The organism is Streptomyces sp. NPDC126503, assembly GCF_040302405.1.
Classification (GTDB): domain Bacteria; phylum Actinomycetota; class Actinomycetes; order Streptomycetales; family Streptomycetaceae; genus Streptomyces; species Streptomyces gulbargensis.
Map to the genome: position 1 here is coordinate 222,360 of NZ_JBEORS010000009.1, position 18,379 is coordinate 240,738.

General features: G+C 71.4%; 13 protein-coding genes and 1 pseudogene. 9 read left to right on the forward strand and 5 right to left on the reverse strand.

The features are described from left to right. Positions 1-50: 50 nt before the first annotated feature. Both ABTY40_RS15220 and glxA read left to right on the forward strand, forming a co-directional pair. Positions 51-1,916: pseudogene (locus ABTY40_RS15220) on the forward strand (glycosyltransferase family 2 protein). A gap of 3 nt (positions 1,917-1,919) precedes the next feature. Continuing rightward, positions 1,920-3,881 carry a radical copper oxidase GlxA gene (gene glxA / locus ABTY40_RS15225; RefSeq protein WP_352059893.1) on the forward strand — a complete coding sequence of 654 codons (1,962 nt, stop codon included), beginning with the start codon at positions 1,920-1,922 and terminating at the stop codon, positions 3,879-3,881. A 24-nt stretch (positions 3,882-3,905) separates the two neighbouring features. On the opposite strand, the gene ABTY40_RS15230 is transcribed toward glxA, so the two are convergent. Continuing rightward, positions 3,906-4,928, reverse strand: a complete 1,023-nt coding sequence (locus ABTY40_RS15230) for a glycoside hydrolase family 6 protein (RefSeq protein ID WP_352059894.1) — start codon at positions 4,926-4,928, stop codon at positions 3,906-3,908. A 209-nt stretch (positions 4,929-5,137) separates the two neighbouring features. Here ABTY40_RS15230 and ABTY40_RS15235 point away from each other — a divergent pair, with 209 nt between their 5' ends. The 3 genes from ABTY40_RS15235 (at position 5,138) to icmA (ending at position 7,867) form a co-directional block, all read left to right on the forward strand. Beyond that, complete coding sequence (locus ABTY40_RS15235) at positions 5,138-5,647, forward strand: MarR family winged helix-turn-helix transcriptional regulator (protein ID WP_309051548.1); 510 nt, start codon at positions 5,138-5,140, stop codon at positions 5,645-5,647. A 111-nt stretch (positions 5,648-5,758) separates the two neighbouring features. Beyond that, a complete protein-coding gene (locus ABTY40_RS15240) occupies positions 5,759-6,091 on the forward strand; it encodes a DUF3817 domain-containing protein (RefSeq protein WP_345285483.1) in 333 nt (110 codons plus the stop codon). Between the two features lie 75 nt (positions 6,092-6,166). Further along, entirely contained in the window at positions 6,167-7,867 is a 1,701-nt protein-coding gene (gene icmA, locus ABTY40_RS15245; protein WP_352059895.1) for a coenzyme B12-dependent isobutyryl-CoA mutase large subunit, read from the forward strand. A gap of 61 nt (positions 7,868-7,928) precedes the next feature. Here icmA and ABTY40_RS15250 read toward each other — a convergent pair whose 3' ends face one another. Continuing rightward, positions 7,929-8,561: a TetR/AcrR family transcriptional regulator gene (locus tag ABTY40_RS15250; RefSeq protein ID WP_352059896.1), complete on the reverse strand. Its 633-nt coding sequence runs from the start codon at positions 8,559-8,561 to the stop codon at positions 7,929-7,931. Between the two features lie 318 nt (positions 8,562-8,879). On the opposite strand from ABTY40_RS15250, the gene ABTY40_RS15255 reads away from it, so the two are divergent. The 4 genes from ABTY40_RS15255 to ABTY40_RS15270 all read left to right on the forward strand — a co-directional run bounded on the left by ABTY40_RS15255 (position 8,880) and on the right by ABTY40_RS15270 (position 13,132). After that, positions 8,880-9,845, forward strand: coding sequence for a tetratricopeptide repeat protein (locus tag ABTY40_RS15255; RefSeq protein ID WP_352059897.1), 966 nt, complete (start codon positions 8,880-8,882; stop codon positions 9,843-9,845). Positions 9,846-10,432: 587 nt separating this feature from the next. Next, positions 10,433-11,101, forward strand: a complete 669-nt coding sequence (locus ABTY40_RS15260) for a DUF6230 family protein (RefSeq protein WP_352059898.1) — start codon at positions 10,433-10,435, stop codon at positions 11,099-11,101. A gap of 89 nt (positions 11,102-11,190) precedes the next feature. Continuing rightward, the gene (locus ABTY40_RS15265) at positions 11,191-11,766 is read left to right on the forward strand and encodes a DUF6114 domain-containing protein (RefSeq protein ID WP_352059899.1); all 576 of its coding nucleotides are present in this window, start codon (positions 11,191-11,193) and stop codon (positions 11,764-11,766) included. Then, the gene (locus ABTY40_RS15270) at positions 11,756-13,132 is read left to right on the forward strand and encodes a hypothetical protein (protein ID WP_352059900.1); all 1,377 of its coding nucleotides are present in this window, start codon (positions 11,756-11,758) and stop codon (positions 13,130-13,132) included. The genes ABTY40_RS15265 and ABTY40_RS15270 overlap by 11 nt, the downstream gene beginning before the upstream one ends. 73 nt (positions 13,133-13,205) lie before the next feature. Here ABTY40_RS15270 and pyk read toward each other — a convergent pair whose 3' ends face one another. The 3 genes from pyk to pta all read right to left on the reverse strand — a co-directional run bounded on the left by pyk (position 13,206) and on the right by pta (position 18,107). Beyond that, positions 13,206-14,636: a pyruvate kinase gene (pyk, locus tag ABTY40_RS15275; protein WP_352059901.1), complete on the reverse strand. Its 1,431-nt coding sequence runs from the start codon at positions 14,634-14,636 to the stop codon at positions 13,206-13,208. Positions 14,637-14,724: 88 nt separating this feature from the next. Further along, positions 14,725-15,990 carry an acetate kinase gene (locus ABTY40_RS15280; protein WP_352059902.1) on the reverse strand — a complete coding sequence of 422 codons (1,266 nt, stop codon included), beginning with the start codon at positions 15,988-15,990 and terminating at the stop codon, positions 14,725-14,727. Then, the gene (gene pta, locus ABTY40_RS15285; RefSeq protein ID WP_352059903.1) at positions 15,987-18,107 is read right to left on the reverse strand and encodes a phosphate acetyltransferase; all 2,121 of its coding nucleotides are present in this window, start codon (positions 18,105-18,107) and stop codon (positions 15,987-15,989) included. Before pta ends, ABTY40_RS15280 begins: the two co-directional genes overlap by 4 nt. Between the last annotated feature and the right edge of the window lie 272 nt (positions 18,108-18,379).

Below are 18,379 nucleotides of genomic sequence, written 5' to 3' on the forward strand. Positions count from 1 at the left end.
ACAACTCGCTCGGACGACTCCGGTCGACACACCGAACGCTGTCCCCTTTTGTGGGTGTATCGACCCGTTCGACGACAGCTGGAGGCACCGTGCGGCCGGGAGGCTACGACTACGACACCTACAGCCGACTCGCCGGCCCCCTCACGGAGCCGGACACGGCGGCCTACACGGTGCAGTACCGGAGTCTGCTCGCGAAGGAGCCGCACCGAATACGCGCCGTCCTCCTCATGGGTCTCGCGCCGGTCCTCTCGGCGCTGCTCCTGGCCTACCTCGTCTGGCCCACCCACTGGACCGTCCGCGAGGGCGGTGACCGCTGGCTGGTCCGCTTCGACACCGTGATGCTCGTGTCGATCGGGCTCATCTGCTTCTTCATGCTGGTGAACGTCGCCTCCATCGCCCACGCCACCATGGTCGCCCGCGACCCCGTGCCCGTGCGCCCCCAGCGCGGCACCCGCGTCGCCTTCCTCACCACGTACGTCCCGGGCAAGGAACCGCTCACCATGGTCCGCGGCACCCTCGAAGGCGCCGTGCGGCTCCGCCACGACGGCCCCCTGGACATCTGGCTCCTCGACGAGGGCGACAGCGCCGAGGCCAAGGCGCTCTGCGCCGAACTCGGCGTCCGCCACTTCTCCCGCGCCGGCGTCCCCGAGTGGAACCGCGCCCAGGGCCCCCACAAGGCGAAGACGAAGCACGGCAACTACAACGCCTGGATCGCCCGCCACGGCGACGACTACGACTTCTTCGCCTCCGTCGACACCGACCACGTCCCGCTCCCCAACTTCCTGGAGCGGATGCTCGGCTACTTCCGCGACCCGGACGTCGCCTTCGTCGTCGGACCGCAGGTGTACGGCAACTACACCGGCGCCGTCACCAAGGCCGCCGAATCACAGCAGTTCCTCTTCCACGCGCTCATCCAGCGCGCCGGCAACCGCTACCACGCCCCCATGTTCGTCGGCACCAACAACGTCGTGCGGATCACCGCCCTCAAGCAGGTCGGCGGCCTGTACGACTCCATCACCGAGGACATGGCCACCGGCTTCGAACTGCACCGCACCAAGAACCCCTCCACAGGCCGCTACTGGCGCTCCGTCTACACCCCCGACGTGCTCGCCGTCGGCGAGGGCCCCGCCTCCTGGACCGACTTCTTCACGCAGCAGCTGCGCTGGTCCCGCGGCACCTACGAGACGGTCCTCAAGCAGTACTGGAAGGCCCCCTTCAGGATGCCGCCGGGGCGCTTCCTCAACTACACCCTGATGGTCGTCTACTACCCCATGACGGCCGTCAACTGGCTGCTCGGCATCCTCAGCTGCGTCCTCTACCTCTGGCTCGGCGCCTCCGGCACCCAGGTCTCCTCCCAGGTGTGGATGATGATCTACAGCGACGCCGTCGCCCTCCAGATCGGCCTCTACCTCTGGAACCGGCGCCACAACGTCTCCCCGCACGAACCCGAGGGCTCCGGCGGCCTCGCCGGCATGGTGATGTCCGCGCTCTCCGCGCCCATCTACCTCAAGTCCCTCGGCTCGGCGGTCCTCCGCACCCGGGGCCGCTTCGTCGTCACGCCGAAGGGCGGCGCGGCCAGCCCCGACCGGATCCTCACCTTCCGTATCCACCTCTTCTGGGCCGCGGTCCTCGCCGTCTCCCTGGCGGCCTCCGCCCACTTCGACCACACTCACGCGGCCATGCGCACCTGGGCGGTGCTCGCCCTGGTCATCGCCCTCGCCCCGGTCGCCGTCCGGGCCTGGACGGCCCTGAGGGAGCGGCGCCTGCTCCGGCTGCGCGCGCACGCCCGGTCCCGGGCCCGCGCCCGCGGTCGCGTCCACGCCCGCGAGGGCGTCGAGGTGGTGCCCGTACCGCCGCTGCCCCCGCATCCGCCCGCGTCGGCCGCGCCCGCGCCGACGACGACCGGAGGGAACTGATCCATGGCCTACCGGCCGTCGAAGAAATTCAAGAAGACCCTGCTCGGCAGCGGTGCCGTCCTGGTCCTCGCGGCCCTCAACGCCCCCGCGGCCGTCTCCTTCGCCGAGGAGAAGTACCACGCGTACAAGATCGCCCAGCCCGGCTACAAGAAGGCCTACGGCTCCTGGGCGCAGGTCGACGTCCCCGGCGAGTACCGGGTCAACGCCATCCACGCCGCCCTCCTGCACACCGGCAAGGTGCTGCTCATCGCCGGCTCCGGCAACAGCCAGAAGAACTTCGACGCCGGCACCTTCGAGACCGTCCTGTGGGACCCGGCGAAGAACACGTTCAAGAAGATCCCCACCCCCGAGGACTTCTTCTGCTCCGGCCACACCCAGCTGCCCGACGGCCGCCTCCTGGTGGCCGGCGGCACCGCCCGCTACGAGGTCCTCGACGGCGAGGTCCGGCGCGCCGGCGGCGGCATGCGGGTGAAGAACGAGAGCCCCGACAAGGCCGTGACCCTGAAGAAGGGCACCGTCTTCCGCTCCCCGTCCGGGGTCGAGTACGTCTCCACCACGGATGTCACCGTCCCGAAGGCCAAGCGCGACTTCGAGATCTCGTACTTCGAGAGCGGGCAGATGAAGCCCTGGAAGACCAAGGTGACCGCCGCCGAGGCCCGGGTCTTCGTCGAGGCCAGGAAGGAAGGCCCCCAGGCCCTCACCACCGAGGCCGCCCAGTACGAGATCGTCGGGCTCAAGGGCGAGGACGCCGACAACGTCTACGGCATCGCCCAGAAGCTCACCACCGAGAAGCAGGACTTCCAGGGCATCAAGGCCGCCTACGAGTTCGACCCCCGGGCCGAGAAGTACATCCCGGTCGCCCCCATGAAGGACGCCCGCTGGTACCCGACCCTGGTCACCCTCCAGGACGGCAAGGTCCTCGCCGTCTCCGGCCTCAACGACGTGGGCGACGTCGTCCCCGGCGACAACGAGATCTACGACCCTGTCACCAAGAAGTGGTCCAAGGGCCCCTTCCGGTACTTCCCCACCTACCCCTCCCTCTTCCTCACCAAGGGCGGCAAGCTCCTCTACACCGGCTCCAACGCCGGCTACGGCCCCGCCGACAAGGGCCGCGAGCCGGGCCTGTGGGACCTCGGGAAGAACGCCTTCACCCGGCTGCCCGGCCTCACCGACCCCGACCAGCTGGAGACCTCCGCCTCCCTGATCCTGCCGCCCGCCCAGGAGCAGAAGGTCATGGTCCTCGGCGGCGGCGGGGTGGGCGAGTCACCCAAGTCCACCGCCCGCACCTCGATCATCGACCTGTCGAAGGACAGTCCCGCCTTCCGGGACGGCCCGGCCCTCCCGCAGGGCACCCGCTACCTCAGCAGCGTCCTGCTGCCCGACGACACGGTCTTCACCACCGGCGGCTCCGGGGACTACCGGGGGCGCAGCGGCAGCGACATCCTCAAGGCCCAGTTCTACGATCCGAAGGCCAACGCCTTCCGCGAGGCCGCCGAGCCGACCGTGGGCCGCAACTACCACTCCGAGGCGCTGCTGCTGCCCGACGGACGGGTCGCCACCTTCGGCTCCGACCCCCTCTTCGACGACAAGGACAACACCAAGCTCGGCACCTTCGAGCAGCGCATCGAGGTCTTCACCCCGCCCTACCTGCACAAGGCCGGCGCCGACCGGCCCGTCCTCGGGGAAGGACCGAGGGAGCTCGACCGCTACGGCCGGGCCACCTTCAGGACCCGCGACGCCGGCCGGATCGCCAAGGCCCGTCTGATGCGCCCGAGCGCCGTCACCCACACCACCGACGTCGAGCAGCGCTCCGTGGAGCTCGCCCTGACCAAGGGGCGGGACGGGGCCTCGGTCACCGTCGACGTCCCCGACGACCGCACCCTCGTCCCGCCCGGCTGGTACATGCTGTTCGTCACCGACCGGGACGGCACCCCGTCCGAGGCGAAGTGGCTCCAGGTGGGCTGAGACCGGGCGGGCGCGGCGGACGGTTCAGGACGCCGCCCGCCGCGCCAGCCCCAGGGCGTAGTCCGGCCACCACGTCCCGGCCGCCGGACCGCCCCGGCACTGCCCGTCCGACTCGCCGGGACGCTTGATCCACAGGTAGGCGTCGATCAGCGCGTCCCCGGTCCGGTCCGTCGGCGGCACGCCGAGCGACCGGCCCGGCGGATTGCACCAGGCCTCCGCCCGGTCGCCCGGCAGGGGGCCGGCGCCGTTCCTGCTGGTGTCCACCGTGAAGTGGATGCCGCCGAGGAGCCCCGAGAGGGTCGCGCCGAAGCTCCGCACCGCCTCGTTCGTCTGGAAGTTCGACACGTTGAGCGCGAAGCCGTCGGCCCGGGCCACCCCCGCCCGCCGCAGCGGCTCCACCAGCTTGCCCGGGTCCTCGATCCAGGCCGGGTTGCCCGCGTCCAGGTAGACCCGCACGCCCGGCTGCCGCTTGAGCCGTACGATCGCGTCCGCGAGCAGCCCGTACCGCTCGTCGTGGTACTGCGCCGGGGTGCAGCCGTCCACCACGTGCGGCACCGCGTCCGGCTCCAGGACGACGATCGCCCGCGCGTCCCCGATCGCGGAGGCGAAGGCCTCGATCCAGTCCCGGTACGCCTGCCCGTCGCGCGCGCCGCCCGCCGAGTACATCCCGCAGTCGCGGTGCGGGATGTTGTACGCGACGAAGACGGCCGTCCGGTTCCCGGCCGCGGCGCCCCGCACCGCCCGCGTGATCTCCGGCACCGGGTCGTCACCCGCCGGCCACACCGCCACCGGCCGCTCGGCGATCCGCCGCAGGACCCGGGCGTCCTCGGCCCTGCCCTCCGCCTCGTACGTCCGCACCTGCCGGGCCGCGTCGCTCTCCGGGTCCACCCAGAAGGGCGAGCCGCTCGCCGGGGCCGCCGACGCGGCGGGGGCGGACGGCGGCCCGACGGGCGTCCGGCGGGGCTCCTCGCCGGGGGAGCAGCCGGGCAGCAGCAGCGCGGAGACGAGCGCCAGGGCGGCGGCGGTGACGGCAGAGCGGCGGGACATCCGGCCCCCAGGGTCGGGTACGGGACGGTACGGACGGGCAGCGGGGACAGTGCGTCACGAACGGAGCGGTACGACGTCACGATCCGTGACATACCGGGTCATCGTGGCACAGCGGCCGGTCACTCTCCGGTTGCGACACCGCGCCGCTGCCCGCGACCGAAGGGCGAGACGGTGCTGACCGCCATATGACCAGTCGGTAAGGTCGACGCGTGCCGAAGCCGCTCAGTCTCCCCTTCGACCCCATCGCCCGCGCCGACGAACTCTGGCAGAAGCGCTGGGGGCCGGTCCCCTCGATGGCCGCGATCACCTCGATCATGCGGGCCCACCAGATCCTGCTCGCGGAGGTCGACGCCGTCGTCAAGCCGTACGGGCTGACCTTCGCGCGGTACGAGGCCCTGGTGCTGCTCACCTTCTCCAAAGCGGGCGAGCTGCCCATGTCGAAGATCGGCGAGCGGCTGATGGTCCACCCCACGTCCGTGACGAACACGGTCGACCGGCTCGTGCGGTCCGGCCTCGTCGCCAAGCGGCCCAACCCGAACGACGGCCGGGGCACCCTCGCCTCCATCACCGAGAAGGGCCGCGAGGTGGTCGAGGCCGCCACCCGCGACCTGATGGACATGGACTTCGGCCTCGGCGCCTACGACGCCGAGGAGTGCGCCGAGATCTTCGCGATGCTCCGGCCGCTGCGCGTGGCCGCGCACGACTTCGAGGAGTCCTGAGGGCCTCTCCTTTCGGATCCTGCCGGGCTCGCGGCCCGATCCGAAGGGCGGCCCAGGCCCTCGCCGGGCCCTCCCGAAGATCGCCCGGAACGGGCGGTTACGCTCGACTTCATGAAATCCAGCGTGCTGACCCGCTACCGCGTCATGGCTTACGTGACCGCCGTCATGCTCCTCGTCCTGTGCGGGTGCATGGTGGCCAAGTACGGCTTCGACACGGGCGAGGACGTGACCTTCGCGGTCTCCCAGCTCCACGGCGTCCTTTACATCCTGTACCTGATCTTCGCCTTCGACCTGGGCTCCAAGGCGAAGTGGCCGTTCGGCAAGCTCCTGTGGGTGCTGCTGTCCGGGACGATCCCCTTCGCCGCCTTCTTCGTCGAGCGCAAGATCGTCGCGGAGACCCTGCCGCTGGTCCGGAACACCGCCGCGGAGCCCGCCAAGGCGTGATCCACACCGCCGCGCGCGCCGCGCGCGGCGGTTGCCCATCGACATTTACTAGGACGTCCTAGTAAATTCGATCGTATGGACGCTGACGCGATCGAGGAGGGCCGCCGCCGCTGGCAGGCCCGTTACGACAAGGCCCGCAAGCGCGACGCCGATTTCACGACGCTGTCCGGGGACCCGGTCGAGCCCGTCTACGGCCCCCGGCCCGGGGACACGTACGAGGGCTTCGAGCGGATCGGCTGGCCCGGCGAGTACCCCTTCACCCGCGGCCTGCACCCCACCGGCTACCGCGGCCGGACCTGGACCATCCGCCAGTTCGCCGGCTTCGGCAACGCCGAGCAGACCAACGAGCGCTACAAGATGATCCTCGCGGCGGGCGGCGGCGGCCTCTCGGTCGCCTTCGACATGCCCACCCTCATGGGACGCGACTCCGACGACCCCCGCTCGCTCGGCGAGGTCGGCCACTGCGGTGTCGCCATCGACTCCGCCGCCGACATGGAGGTCCTCTTCAAGGACATCCCGCTCGGCGACGTCACCACCTCGATGACGATCTCCGGCCCGGCCGTCCCCGTCTTCTGCATGTACCTCGTCGCCGCCGAGCGCCAGGGCGTCGACCCGGGCGTCCTCAACGGCACGCTCCAGACCGACATCTTCAAGGAGTACATCGCGCAGAAGGAGTGGCTGTTCGAGCCCGAGCCCCACCTGCGCCTCATCGGCGACCTCATGGAGCACTGCGCGGCGAGGATCCCCGCGTACAAGCCGCTCTCCGTCTCCGGGTACCACATCCGCGAGGCCGGGGCGACGGCCGCGCAGGAACTCGCCTACACCCTCGCCGACGGCTTCGGCTACGTGGAGCTCGGTCTCTCCCGCGGCCTGGACGTCGACGTCTTCGCCCCCGGCCTCTCCTTCTTCTTCGACGCGCACCTCGACTTCTTCGAGGAGATCGCCAAGTTCCGCGCCGCCCGCCGCATCTGGGCCCGCTGGATGAAGGAGGTGTACGGCGCGAAGACCGACAAGGCCCAGTGGCTCCGCTTCCACACCCAGACCGCCGGTGTCTCCCTCACCGCCCAGCAGCCGTACAACAACGTCGTGCGCACCGCGGTCGAGGCGCTCTCCGCGGTCCTCGGCGGCACCAACTCGCTCCACACCAACGCCCTCGACGAGACCCTCGCCCTCCCCAGCGAGCAGGCCGCCGAGATCGCGCTCCGCACCCAGCAGGTCCTCATGGAGGAGACCGGCGTCGCCAACGTCGCCGACCCGCTGGGCGGTTCCTGGTACGTCGAGCAGCTCACCGACCGGATCGAGGCCGACGCCGAGAAGATCTTCGACCAGATCAAGGAGCGCGGCCGCCGCGCCCACCCGGACGGTCAGCACCCCATCGGCCCGATGACCTCCGGCATCCTCCGCGGCATCGAGGACGGCTGGTTCACCGGAGAGATCGCCGAGTCCGCCTTCCGCTACCAGCAGGCGCTGGAGAAGGGCGAGAAGAGGGTCGTCGGCGTCAACGTCCACCACGGCTCCGTCACCGGCGACCTGGAGATCCTGCGGGTCAGCCACGAGGTCGAGCGCGAGCAGGTCCGCGCGCTCGCCGAGCGCAAGGCCCACCGCGACGACGCCAAGGTGCGCGCCTGCCTGGACGCCATGCTGGCGGCGGCCCGGGACGGCTCGAACATGATCGGCCCGATGCTCGACGCCGTACGCGCCGAGGCCACCCTCGGCGAGATCTGCGACGCGCTGCGGGACGAGTGGGGCGTCTACACGGAGCCCCCGGGCTTCTGACCGGCCACCTGCCGAAGGGGCGGTACGGGTCTCCCGTACCGCCCCTTCGCGCACGTGCCCTCTACGGGCCGGCGGCCACTGCTCCCAGGCCTCCCACCAGGAGGGCCGAGAGCCGGCCCACCCAGTCCGCGTCCACCGGCTCGGCGCTCACCAGGGCGCGGTGCACCACCGCGCCCGCGATCACGTCGAAAATGAGGCCGTCGGTGGCCTCCACCGTCTCCGGGTCCCGGTCGACCGGGAGTTCGCCGCGCAGCTGCGCCCGCCGGCGGCCGTCCAGGACCAGGCGCTTCTGGCGGTCGACGATCGAGGAGCGGATGCGTTCGCGCAGCGGCTCGTCACGGGTGGACTCGGCGACCACCGCCATGAGGGCGGTCTTGGTCTCGGGGCGTTCGAGGAGGGCGGCGAACTGGAGCACCACGTGCTCGATGTCGGCCCGCAGGGAACCGAGATCGGGCAGTTCGAGTTCGTCGAAGAGGACGGCGACCGCGTCCACGACGAGTTCGCTCTTGTTGGCCCACCGGCGGTAGAGGGTGGTCTTGGCAACCCCGGCGCGCGTGGCGACGTCCCCCATGGTGAGCTTCGACCAGCCGAGTTCGACCAGGGCGGCACGGGTCGCCTCCAGGATGGCCGCGTCGGCCTCCGTGGAGCGGGGGCGACCGGTACGGCTGGTGCGGGGGCTGGTGCGGCTACACATGGACGTCGACCATACCCGCCGGTAGGTACGGCGCCAGAGGGCGGCGATGTGAGGCAGTTCACCGCCGGGGTCTCGCCTCGGCACGCCGTCTGCCATTACGCTACGACCCGTAGCGAAAGGCATTGAGCGGCCTGAGCGACAACCAGTGAAAGGCACCGGGTGGGGACCCGGTGCGAGGCGCCGGGTGGGGACCCGGTCGCCGAAGTTGACACACCGTGCCCGTGCCCGCGCGTCTCGAGATCACCGGCGGGAGGCGGCGGGCGGCACGGTTCAGCCATGGCTTACCGGTTACGCGCGCGGAAGGGGGAGGATGTACCCATGCAGCCCCGAAACATGTCCATGAGCGGCGTCGTCGACCTCGCCGCGGTGAAGGCGGCCGGAGAGGCCAAGGCGAAGGCGGAGCAGGCGCGCGCCGAGGCCGCCCGGCAGGGTGGTTCCGCGGCGGTCCCGCCCTCCGCCCTGGTGATCGACGTCGACGAGGCCGGCTTCGAGCGCGAGGTCATCCAGCGTTCCGCCGAGGTCCCGGTCGTCCTCGACTTCTGGGCCGAGTGGTGCGAGCCGTGCAAGCAGCTCGGCCCCCTCCTGGAGCGCCTTGCCGTCGAGTACAACGGCCGCTTCCTGCTCGCGAAGATCGACGTCGACGCCAACCAGATGCTGATGCAGCAGTTCGGCATCCAGGGAATTCCGGCCGTTTTCGCGGTGGTCGCCGGCCAGGCACTGCCGCTGTTCCAGGGCGCCGCGCCCGAGGCCCAGATCCGGCAGACCCTCGACCAGCTGATCCAGGTCGGCGAGGAGCGCTTCGGTCTCACCGGCCTCACCGTGGACGGCGACGCCGACGGCGTCGACTCCCCGCAGCGGCCCGCCGGCCCGTACGACGGCCTGCTGGAGGCGGCCATGTCCGCGCTCGACGCGGGCGACCTGGCCGGCGCGGTCCAGGCGTACAAGAACGTGCTCGCCGACGACCCGGCCCACCCCGAGGCCAAGCTGGGCCTCGCGCAGGCGGAGCTCCTGAGCCGCGTGCAGGGCCTGGACCCGCAGGCCGTCCGCAAGAACGCCGCCGACAAGCCGGACGACGTCGCCGCCCAGATCGCCGCGGCCGACCTCGACCTGGTGGGCGGCCACGTCCAGGACGCCTTCGGCCGCCTGATCGAGGCGGTCCGCCGCACGGCGGGCGAGGACCGGGACGCGGCACGGGTGCGGCTCCTGGAGCTGTTCGAGGTGATCGGCGGCGACGACCCCCGTGTGACGGCGGCCCGCCAGGCTCTCGCGCGCGTCCTTTTCTGAGCCGTACGCGGCGTGGCCGGATCGCTTGACGATTTGGCGACAGAGCGACGGACAGCGGCTCCGCTTTACCAAAACTTGGTAATGCGGGGTCGCTGTTACTTGCAGTAAATCGAACCGGCGATTCTGTCCGCATTCACCCGGTAATCCTCCGCTATCGGCCGCGACGGGCCTCCACCCTGCGTGCCCGTCCGGTACCGCCCCGCCATGGCCCGGTTATCCACCCGTTACTAGTCAGTAATGAACCCCCTTGTGCGGCGCCCGCGAATGCACCACGATCGGCCACGCTCGGTCCGAACCGCACCCCGGCACCCACCGGGCCCGCGGAGAGGTCCCCACCGAGCGGGCCGGCGCCCCGGGCGCCGGTCGTGGACAGGGGGGTTCCTGCTCCCACCGGGCAGGGCCTGTCCAATCAGGCCGCGCGCACCGCGCGGCACGTGGTTGTCGCTCGGGGGTGATCGCCGGTGATTCGGACGCGCGTCGCGCCGCCTGATGCCTCGGCGCTCTCCTTCCCGAGGACGTAGCACTTCTCCCATCCCAGGACGGGCCCCGGCCCGCCCGGAGATGTACGTCCGAGAAGGAGGATTCTCATGAAGTCCCAGGTTCGTGGCGGGACCAGATGGAAGCGTTTCGCCGTCGTGATGGTGCCCAGCGTGGCGGCGACGGCAGCGATCGGTGTCGGTCTGGCGCAGGGTGCGCTGGCGGCTTCGTTCGCGATCTCCGGCCAGGAGTTCAAGGTCACCACCGACCGGCTGGAGGGCACCGAGTTCGTCCAGTACGGCAGCATCGCCAAGGGCAACACCCTGGACGGCAAGCCGTTCGCCGCCCCGGTCGCGGTCTCCGGCTTCGACACGGCCAAGATCACCAACATGTGCCAGTCCGTCGTCACCCCGGTCCTGGGGCTCGGTGACATCACCCTGCGCCTGGAGGCCGGCACCCAGGCCGCCAAGAGCGGTCTCGACGCCGACAAGGTCGCGGCCAAGGACATCTACCTCGACGTCTCCTCCCTGAAGGCGGACGCCGACTTCAAGAGCATCGACATCGGCGTCGCGGCCGGCCAGCTGCCCAAGCGGGACGGCGGCCAGGGCATCCAGCCCGGCACCGAGGCGAAGGAGTTCGGCTTCGCCCAGCGCGCCGACTCGGTCGAGCTGACCAAGGTCAAGCAGAAGGCGTGGGCCACCACGGCCGCCACCTTCAAGCTCCCGGACCTGAGCCTGTCCCTGCACCGGGGCACCTCCAAGGAGTGCTTCCAGGACTGACCGGTCCTGAGGTGCGGGCCGCTCCGGCGGCCCGCACCCGCTTCTCCCCTCTTCTTTCTCAGCAACACCGCTTCCAGGGAGCTGTTTCCATGAGCGCCGAGATCCCCGCTTCCCGCGAAGTCCCCAAGGAGAACCGGTTCAAGGTCTGGCGGCAGACCCGGCCCTTCTGGGCGGGACTGTTCACCATCCTCGGTGGCCTGCCGATCGCCTATCTCCCGTACGGGGACATGCGGCTCGGCAACATCACCCTCGCCATGAAGACGACCGCCGGATCCGGGGCGCTGATCATCGGCGTCCTCCTCGTCACGCTCGGCCTCACGATGTGGTACCAGCCCATCGTCCGGGTCTTCGCGGGTGTCGCGACGATCGTCCTGGGGCTGGTCTCCATTCCCGTGTCGAACTTCGGCGGTCTCGTCATCGGGTTCCTGTTCGCCCTCATCGGTGGTGGCATGTCCGTTGCCTGGGCCCCCGCCCCGCCGATCGAGGAGTCCGCCGACGCGGAGCACGACGGCCGGCCGGAGGCCTCCGCGGAGGCCACCCACGCGTCCGGGGCCGAGACCCAGGTCGTGGTGCCGGCCGGTGTCCCGGAGCAGCGCGAGGCGTACGGCGAGCCGCTGACCGACACGACGACCGACGCCAAGGGCGGGAGGAACAGTGCGGGGTGACGAGACCCAGCCGGCGCTCGCGAAAGGTCCGCGGCACGCGGCCCCTCGCAAGACGCTGCTGAACAGGATCCAGGGCCCGGCGGGCAAGGCGATGGCGCTGGCCGCCATGCCGACCGCGGTGCTCGTGGGCATGGGCCTCACGCCCAAGCTCGCCCTCGCCGACGAGAAGGACATCCCCTTCGCGCCCGGCCCGTGCGTGACCCGCTCCGACGAACCGACCCCCGAGGGGACGACCGCCACGCCCTCGGCGAAGCCGACGCAGAGCGCGACGCCCTCGCCGACCGCCACCCCGACGACCGGGCCCACGGCGACGGCGACGGCCACCCCGTCCGCCGAGCCGACGGCGGCCCCCTCCGTCACCCCGCTCCCGACACGGACCGGACCGGTGACGACGCAGGGGGCGGGGGAGCGGGCACCCGCCACGACGGCCCCGGCGCCCACCGCCACGCCGACCCCGACCGCCACGCCCACCCCGACGCCGACGCCGACGAAGTCGGTCAACCCGCTCGACCCGCTGGGCGTGGGCGACGCCTTGAAGGACCTTTTCGACGGTCCACAGGCCAAGCCGGCGGCCACCGCACCGGCGGCGCCGACGACCCCGGCTCCGGCTCCGGCGACGACCGCTCCGTCCCCCGTGAAGCCGGTCGTGGAACCCGACGCACCGTCCGTTCCGGGGACGACCGCCCCCACGGCCACCGCTCCCGCCCCGACCGCTCCCCGGCCGACGCGGACCGCCGACCCGGCGGCCGACGCGGTCAGGGAGGGCATCGAGAAGGCGGCCGGGGAGGCGGGCGCCGCCGTCCAGGAGCTCCCGGAGAGCGCCAAGGGCCTCGACCCCAAGAAGGACGAGGACATCCCCGAGGGCGCCAAGCCCCGGTTCCCGTGCCCCGTGCCGGACCCGGAGGCGCTCGCCGCGGCCGAACTGGAGCCGGGGATCCCGCTGCTCCCGGACGACCCCTGGCGCCTGGAGAGCACGAAGCTCACCCTCAAGGGCCTGAAGTACCACGGCATCGTGGAGGTGAAGACCGGCAGCGGCAAGATCAAGAAGGCGCTGAAGTTCACCGCGAGCGACGGCGTCGTGATCAAGGACCTCCACCAGCTGACGGTCCATTCGCCGGGCTTCACCGGCCACGTCCGTTCGGAGCGGGACTCGGACTCGACCATCACCGGGGGCACGGTGACCATGTACACCGAGGAGCTGAAGGGAAACCTCTTCGGCATCTTCCCGGTCACCTTCAGCCCGGAGACCCCGCCGCCGGTGGACGTCCCGTACGCCATGTTCACCGACGTCACGGTCCGCCAGGCCGGCCAGTTCGGCGGCACCCTGACGGTCAAGGGCCTCCACAACACGATCGAACCCAACTGATCGTCCGTACGGCGGTGGGCCGCACCCCCTTTCCGGGGAGTGCGGCCCACCGTGGTCGGTCTCGGCGCACGCGTCAGTCGCGCTTGCCGCCGCCCAGGTGGTGGACGCGGACCATGTTCGTGGTGCCCGGGACGCCGGGCGGGGAGCCGGCGGTGATGACCATCAGGTCGCCCTCGTTGTAGCGCTGGAGCTTCAGGAGCTCGGCGTCGACGTGGTCGACCATCGCGTCGGTGGTCTCCACGAAGGGGGCGAGGAAGGACTCGACGCCCCAGCTCAGGGTGAGCTGGTTGCGGGTCGACTCGTCCGTCGTGAAGGCGAGGATCGGCTGGGAGGCGCGGTAGCGGGACAGGCGGCGGGCCGTGTCACCGGACTTGGTGAAGGCGACCAGGGCCTTGCCGTCCAGGAAGTCCGCGATCTCGCAGGCCGCGCGGGCGACGGAGCCGCCCTGGGTGCGGGGCTTCTTGCCGGGGACCAGGGGCTGGAGGCCCTTGGAGAGCAGCTCCTCCTCGGCCGCCGCGACGATCTTCGACATCGTCTTGACGGTCTCGATCGGGTACGCGCCGACCGAGGACTCGGCCGAGAGCATGACCGCGTCCGCGCCGTCCAGGATCGCGTTGGCGACGTCGCTCGCCTCGGCGCGGGTCGGCCGCGAGTTGGTGATCATCGACTCCATCATCTGGGTGGCGACGATGACCGGCTTGGCGTTGCGGCGGCACATCTCGACCAGGCGCTTCTGCACCATCGGGACGCGCTCCAGCGGGTACTCCACGGCGAGGTCGCCCCGGGCCACCATGACCGCGTCGAAGGCGGCGACGACGTCCACCATGTTCTCGACGGCCTGCGGCTTCTCCACCTTGGCGATGACGGGGACCCGGCGGCCCTCCTCGTCCATCACCTTGTGGACGTCCTTGACGTCGTCGGCGTTGCGGACGAAGGAGAGCGCGACCATGTCGCAGCCCATGCGCAGCGCGAAGCGGAGGTCCTCGACGTCCTTCTCGGACAGGGCCGGGACGTTGACCGCCGCGCCGGGCAGGTTGATGCCCTTGTGGTCGGAGATGACACCGCCCTCGACCACGATCGTCTTGACCCGGGGGCCCTCGACCTCGACGACCCGCAGTTCGACGTTGCCGTCGTTGATCAGGACCTGGTCGCCCTTGGAGACGTCCCCGGGCAGGCCCTTGTAGGTGGTGCCGCAGATGGACTTGTCGCCCGGGACGTCCTCGGTGGTGATGGTGAACTCGTCACCGCGCACCAGCTCGACCGGACCCTCCGCGAAGGTCTCCAGTCGGATCTTGGGGCCCTGGAGGTCGGCGAGCACACCGACGGCGCGGCCGGTGTCGGCCACCGCCCTGCGGAGGCGGTCGTACCGCTCCTGGTGCTCTGCCTGGGTTCCGTGGCTCATGTTGAAGCGGGCCACGTTCATGCCGGCCTCGATGAGAGCCTTCAGCTGCTCATACGAGTCGACGGCGGGGCCCAGCGTGCAGACGATTTTGGAACGGCGCATGAGGCGGATCCTATCGGTTTGTTTCACTGCGGAATATTCCGACTGGCGGAAAGTACAAATGGGCGCGGTCCCGCTCAGGCGTTCACTTCTACGGCGCGGGCGCCACCAGAGCGAAGGTCTGCCGGGCGATCTCCAGCTCCTCGTCCGTCGGCACCACGGCGACCGCCACCCGCGCGTACTCCGGCGAGATGATCCGTGCCCCGCCGGAACGCACGGCGTTGAGGTCCGCGTCCACCGCGAGCCCCAGCTCCTCCAGGCCCGCGACGGCAGCCTCCCGTACCGCGGCCGCGTTCTCACCCACCCCCGCCGTGAACGCCACCGCGTCCACCCGGCCGAGCACCGCGTAGTAGGCGCCGATGTACTTCTTCAGGCGGTGGATGTAGATGTCGAACGCGAGCGCCGCCCGCTCGTCGCCCTCCTCGACCCGCCGGCGGATCTCCCGCATGTCGTTGTCGCCGCAGAGGCCGATCAGACCGGACCGCTTGTTGAGGAGGACGTCGACCTCGTCCTCGGACATCCCGGCCACCCGCTTGAGGTGGAAGGTGACCGCCGGGTCGACGTCGCCCGAGCGGGTCCCCATGACCAGGCCCTCCAGCGGGGTCAGGCCCATGGAGGTGTCGACGCACCGGCCGCCGCGCACGGCGGACGCGGACGCGCCGTTGCCCAGGTGCAGCACGATCACGTTCACCTCCTCCGGCGCCTTGCCGAGCAGCCGCGCCGTCTCCCGGGAGACGTACGCGTGCGAGGTGCCGTGGAAGCCGTACCGGCGGATGCGGTGCGCGTCCGCCGTCTCGACGTCGATCGCGTACCGGGCCGCCGACTCCGGCATCGTCGTGTGGAAGGCGGTGTCGAAGACCGCCACCTGCGGCAGGTCGGGGCGCAGGTCCATCGCCGTACGGATGCCGACCAGGTTCGCCGGGTTGTGCAGCGGCGCCACCGGCACCAGGCGCTCGATCTCCGCGAGCACCGCGTCGTCGATGACCGTCGGCTCGGTGAACCGCAGTCCGCCGTGCACCACCCGGTGACCGATCGCCGCCAGCTCGGGGGAGTCCAGGCCGAGCCCGTCCGCCGTCAGCTCCTCGGCGACCGCCTTCAGCGCGGCCGCGTGGTCGGCGATCGGACCGGTCCGCTCACGCCGCTCGCCGCCCTCCTTCAGCGGGGTGTGCGCGAGCCGCGAGGTCTCCTCGCCGATGCGCTCCACCAGACCGGCCGCGAGCCGCGCGCCGTCCTCCATGTCGAGCAGCTGGTACTTCACCGACGAGGAGCCCGAGTTGAGGACGAGGACCCGTGTCGGGGCGCCGGAGGACGGGGCCCGGGAGGAGTCGGCGGGGGCGGCGGGAGTGGGGGCGGTCATGCGGGAAGCTCCTGACCCTGGGCGGAACGGTCGGACGGGGCGGACGCGGCGGGATTCTGGGACTGGATCGCCGTGATGGCGACGGTGTTCACGATGTCGCTGACCAAGGCGCCGCGCGAGAGGTCGTTCACCGGCTTGCGCAGGCCCTGGAGGACCGGCCCCACGGCCACGGCGCCGGCCGACCGCTGCACCGCCTTGTACGTGTTGTTGCCGGTGTTCAGGTCCGGGAAGATCAGCACGGTCGCCTGCCCCGCCACCTCCGACTCCGGCAGCTTGGTCGCGGCGACGGACGGCTCGACCGCCGCGTCGTACTGGATCGGGCCCTCGATCCGCAGGTCCGGCCGGGACTCCCGGACCAGCTTCGTGGCCTCCCGCACCTTGTCGACGTCGGCGCCCGAGCCGGAGGTGCCCGTCGAGTACGACAGCATGGCGATCCTCGGCTCCACGCCGAAGCGCGCCGCGGTCGCCGCCGACTGGACGGCGATGTCGGCGAGCTGCTCCGCGTCCGGGTCCGGGTTGACCGCGCAGTCGCCGTACACCAGCACCTTGTCGGCGAGGCACATGAAGAAGACGGAGGAGACGATCGACGCGTCCGGCTTGGTCTTGATGATCTCGAAGGCGGGCCGGATGGTCGCCGCCGTGGAGTGCACGGAGCCGGAGACCATGCCGTCGGCCAGCCCCTCCTGCACCATGAGCGTGCCGAAGTAGTTCACGTCCGACACGACGTCGTACGCGAGCTCCACACTGACGCCCTTGTGGGCGCGCAGCGCCGCGTACTTCTCGGCGAACGCGTCCCGCAGCTCCGAGGTCTGCGGGTCGATCAGCTGCGTGTCGCCCAGGTTCACGCTCAGGTCGGCGGCCTTCCTGCGGATGGTCTCCACGTCACCCAGCAGGGTCAGGTCGCAGACGTCGCGGCGGATGAGGACGTCGGCGGCGCGCAGCACCCGCTCCTCGGTGCCCTCGGGGAGCACCACCCGGCGGCGGTCGGCACGCGCCTGCTCCAGCAGCTCGTGCTCGAACATCATCGGGGTGACCCGGCCGCTGCGGGCCACCGAGACCCGCTTGAGCAGGTCGGCGGTGTCCACGTGCCGCTCGAACAGGCCGAGCGCGGTCTCCGCCTTGCGCGGGGTGGCGGCGTTCAGCTTGCCTTCGAGGGCGAAGAGTTCGGCGGCGGTCGGGAAGCTGTTGCCGGGTACGGAGATGACGGGCGTGCCGGGCGCGAGCCGGGCCGCCAGGGTCAGGATCTCCTCGCTCGGCCGCTCGTTGAGCGTGAGCAGCACGCCGGCGATCGGCGGGGTGCCGGCCGAGTGGGCGGCGAGCGCGCCGACGACCAGGTCGGCCCGGTCCCCGGGGGTCACCACGAGGCAACCCGGGGTCAGGGCGTTCAGGAAGTTCGGCAGCATCGCGCCGCCGAAGACGAAGTCCAGGGCGTCCCGTGCGAGGCCCGCGTCGTCGCCGAGGACGACGGTGGCGCCGAGCGCGTGGGTGATCTGGGCGACGGTGGGCGCGGCGAGCGCGGGCTCGTCCGGCAGGACGTAGCAGGGGACGGGCAGCCGGGTGCCGAGCCGCTCGGCGAGGGCCTCCCGGTCCTCGGCCGCGACCCGGTTGACGACCATCGCGAGCACGTCGCAGCCCAGGCCGTCGTACGCCCGGAAGGCGTTGCGCGCCTCGGCCCGCACGGACTCGGCCGGCTGGCCCTTGCCGCCCACGACGGGGATGACCGAGGCGCCGAACTCGTTGGCCAGGCGGGCGTTGAGCGCCAGCTCGTCGGGGAGCTGGGTGGCCGCGAAGTCCGTACCGAGGACGAGGACGACCTCGTAGTCGCGGGCCACCGCGTGGAAGCGGTCGACGAGGCGGGAGACCAGTTCGTCGGTGCCCCGCTCGGCCTGCAGCGCGGAGGCCTCGTGGTAGTCCATGCCGTAGACGGTCGCGGGGTCCTGGGAGAGCCGGTAGCGCGCCCGCAGCAGCTCGAACAGGCGGTCGGGTCCGTCGTGCACGAGCGGCCGGAACACCCCCACCCGGTCCACCTGGCGGGTGAGGAGCTCCATGACTCCCAGCTCGACGACCTGGCGGCCGTCCCCGCGGTCGATCCCGGTCACGTACACGCTGCGCGTCACGCCGTGGTCTCCTGTCCAGTCCTGCGGTACGGGGCTCGTCCCCTGGGTCAATCTCCGGTGCGCAGAACACACCGATAGGGCGGCATTACCCCCTTGACAATACCCCCGCAGCTCGGTACGACGCCCGCCGGACGAAAGGCCCCGAACCTTGGGCCACAAGGCCTCCCGGAGCCCTCCACGAGGAAGGCTAGGGGGCCGGGACGGGGCCGCGGTGGGGGGCGCGCGCCGCCGCGCCGAAGGCGGCCCTCAGGCCCGGCGTGTGAGAATTGCGG

What these genes read in the sequence shown, in the direction of transcription:
- glxA (WP_352059893.1), top strand. Translation starts at nt 1,920, where the DNA reads ATGGCCTACCGGCCGTCGAAGAAATTCAAGAAGACCCTGCTCGGCAGC.
- ABTY40_RS15230 (WP_352059894.1), bottom strand. Translation starts at nt 4,928, where the DNA reads ATGTCCCGCCGCTCTGCCGTCACCGCCGCCGCCCTGGCGCTCGTCTCC.
- ABTY40_RS15240 (WP_345285483.1), top strand. Translation starts at nt 5,759, where the DNA reads ATGAAATCCAGCGTGCTGACCCGCTACCGCGTCATGGCTTACGTGACC.
- icmA (WP_352059895.1), top strand. Translation starts at nt 6,167, where the DNA reads ATGGACGCTGACGCGATCGAGGAGGGCCGCCGCCGCTGGCAGGCCCGT.
- ABTY40_RS15250 (WP_352059896.1), bottom strand. Translation starts at nt 8,561, where the DNA reads ATGTGTAGCCGCACCAGCCCCCGCACCAGCCGTACCGGTCGCCCCCGC.
- ABTY40_RS15255 (WP_352059897.1), top strand. Translation starts at nt 8,880, where the DNA reads ATGCAGCCCCGAAACATGTCCATGAGCGGCGTCGTCGACCTCGCCGCG.
- ABTY40_RS15260 (WP_352059898.1), top strand. Translation starts at nt 10,433, where the DNA reads ATGAAGTCCCAGGTTCGTGGCGGGACCAGATGGAAGCGTTTCGCCGTC.
- ABTY40_RS15265 (WP_352059899.1), top strand. Translation starts at nt 11,191, where the DNA reads ATGAGCGCCGAGATCCCCGCTTCCCGCGAAGTCCCCAAGGAGAACCGG.
- pyk (WP_352059901.1), bottom strand. Translation starts at nt 14,636, where the DNA reads ATGCGCCGTTCCAAAATCGTCTGCACGCTGGGCCCCGCCGTCGACTCG.
- ABTY40_RS15280 (WP_352059902.1), bottom strand. Translation starts at nt 15,990, where the DNA reads ATGACCGCCCCCACTCCCGCCGCCCCCGCCGACTCCTCCCGGGCCCCG.